The sequence below is a fragment of the Martelella sp. UBA3392 genome (assembly GCF_002358775.1).
GTDB classification, from domain to species: domain Bacteria; phylum Pseudomonadota; class Alphaproteobacteria; order Rhizobiales; family Rhizobiaceae; genus Martelella; species Martelella mediterranea.
The window spans coordinates 1-2,338 of sequence record NZ_DEPM01000233.1; the positions used below are offsets into that span (position 1 = coordinate 1).

The window sequence follows — 2,338 nt, forward strand, 5'->3', positions numbered from 1 at the left end:
CGCGAGCGCAAGGTGGTCGATCTCGCCCCGGTCTGGGCCCGCTATGACGCGCTTCTTCACGGCGAGACCGCCGAAGCGAAAGCGACGGGCTGAGGGGGATCGGGATGGATACCAAACGCTCAGCCGTCATCTTCGCCTGGCTCCTTCTCGCCCCCGCCCTGATCTATATCCTGCTGATCGTCGCCTATCCGCTGCTCGATACGATCAACCTTTCCTTCACCGATGCCTCGCTGAAGCGGACCTATGACTGGGTCGGGCTGGAGAACTATTTCAAGATCTTCGAGCGCGGCTTCGGCGAGGTGATCATCCGCACCTTCATCTGGACCTTCTTCTCGGTCGCCGCGAAAATGGTGATCGGCGTGTTCGGCGCGTTGCTCCTGAGCGCCGCCGTGCCCGGCCGCACCCTGTTTCGGGTGCTCGCCATGCCGCCATGGATCGTGCCGATGGCGATCGGGATCTTCATGTGGGGCTGGATGTATAATGGCCAGTTCGGCATGATTTCCGGCCTGCTGCAGCGCTTCGGCCTGCTCGACGGCCCGTTCCCGATCCTTGCCACCGGCACCTCCGCCTTCATCGCCACCATCGTCACCGATGTCTGGATCGGCGTGCCGATGGTGACGATCTACATGCTGGCCGCCGTGCAGTCGATCCCGTCCGATCTCTACGAAGCCGCCTGGACCGATGGCGCCGGCCGGTTCTACCGCTTCCGCCGGATCACGCTGCCGCTGATCGTGCCGGCCCTGGTGACGATGTCGATGATCTCTCTGATCTCGACCTTCAACTCCTTCGACATCATCTGGATCCTGACCAAGGGCGGCCCCTCTAATGCCACCACCACGATGATCATCGATACCTACAAGGTCGCGATCGGCTCCTACAAGTTCGGCGCGGGCGCTGCCCGGGCGGTGCTGATCTGCATCTTCCTGTCGATCTTCTGCTACGTCTATTTCCGCGCCGTCAGCCGCTTTTCCGGGGAGGCCGCACGATGAGACCCACCGCCCGCATCCATCACTACAAGTGGTATGAGCTGATCGGCGTCTATGCCGGGCTCGCCGTGTTCCTGTTCTTCGTGCTGGCGCCATTCTTCGAGGGCTTCATGGTGTCGCTGAAGCCGCTCAACCACCTGTTCTCCGCGCCCTACAGGTTCTGGCCGGAAGACCCGTCGCTCGCCGCCTATTTCGACATGTGGGAGCGGGTGCCGTTGCTCGGGCGCTATATCTTCAACTCGATCCTGATCGCCGGCATCGGCACGGCGCTTTCGGTGATCTTCGTGACCCCGGCGGCCTATGCCTTCGCCCGGTTCGAGTTCAAGGGCCGCGGGCCGCTGCTCGGCGCGTTCCTGGCGGTCAACATGTTCTCGGGCGCGGTACTTCTGATCCCGCTGTTTAGGCTGATGCGCTCCTTCGGGCTGATCAACACCTATTTCGCGATGATCGTGCCCGGCGTCGCCTTCACCATCCCGACCGGTATCTGGCTTCTCAGAACCTATATGCTGCGCATTCCGCGCGAGCTGGAGGAAGCGGCGCTGGTCGATGGCGCAAGCCGGTTCTACACCTTCCGCCGGGTGATCGTGCCGCTCGCCATGCCCGGCATCGCCGTGATCGCGATCGCCGCCTTTCTGACGATCTACGCGCAGCAGTTCATCTTCGCGCTGACCTTCAATTCGAAGACCGAATACATGCCGCTTCCGGTCGGGCTTTACGCCTTCTTCGGCCGGCAGGAGGTGATCTGGAACGAGCTGATGGCGGCAAGCTTCGTCGGCATCCTGCCGGTGTTCATCGTGTTCCTGTTCCTTCAGCGCTACCTCGTCGCCGGCATGACGGCGGGGGCGGTGAAGACCTGACCGGCGGTTTCAACCGCCCACTGATTTGGCGATCGGGAGAACATGCGCCGCATGCGACCGCCAGTTTGAACGGCAGGGGTTTGACTGCCGAAACGCAAAGGCCCGCACCGTCCACGGGCGATCATCAACTGGACGAAAGATAGGGGAATTTGAAATGCCTGATCTGAAGAAACTCAGCCTTGGCGTCGCAACGCTCGCGCTTGTCGCCTCGGCCTCCGTCGCCTCCGCCGAAGACAAGGTCGTCTCTATGATCCAGTGCGGCGACGAGCTTGCCGAAGGCTATGACGGCTTCATCGCCGAATGGGAAAAGAACAATCCCGGCTACAAGGTCGAGACCGAGGTCGTCGGTTGGGGCCAGTGCCAGGACAAGGCCACCAACCTCGCCGTTGCCGGCACGCCGATCGCCCTTGCCTATATGGGCTCGCGCACCTTGAAGCAGCTTTCCGAAAACGGCCTGATCGTGCCGATCCCGATGAGCGAGGAGGAAAAGGCCTC

General features: G+C 62.2%; 3 protein-coding genes. All 3 read left to right on the forward strand.

The window, feature by feature from the left end; translation table 11 throughout:
- Window positions 1-104 precede the first annotated feature (104 nt).
- Window positions 105-989: a carbohydrate ABC transporter permease gene (locus B4E36_RS18645; protein ID WP_018064922.1), complete on the forward strand. Its 885-nt coding sequence runs from the start codon at window positions 105-107 to the stop codon at window positions 987-989.
- Window positions 986-1,843 (forward strand): carbohydrate ABC transporter permease, encoded by an 858-nt coding sequence (locus tag B4E36_RS18650; protein WP_292053788.1) that lies wholly within the window; start codon window positions 986-988, stop codon window positions 1,841-1,843. The genes B4E36_RS18645 and B4E36_RS18650 overlap by 4 nt, the downstream gene beginning before the upstream one ends.
- Before the next feature lie 154 nt (window positions 1,844-1,997).
- Window positions 1,998-2,338: extracellular solute-binding protein (locus tag B4E36_RS18655; RefSeq protein ID WP_345900673.1), on the forward strand; the 341-nt coding region annotated here is incomplete at its 3' end.

What these genes read in the sequence shown, in the direction of transcription:
- B4E36_RS18645 (WP_018064922.1), top strand. Translation starts at nt 105, where the DNA reads ATGGATACCAAACGCTCAGCCGTCATCTTCGCCTGGCTCCTTCTCGCC.
- B4E36_RS18650 (WP_292053788.1), top strand. Translation starts at nt 986, where the DNA reads ATGAGACCCACCGCCCGCATCCATCACTACAAGTGGTATGAGCTGATC.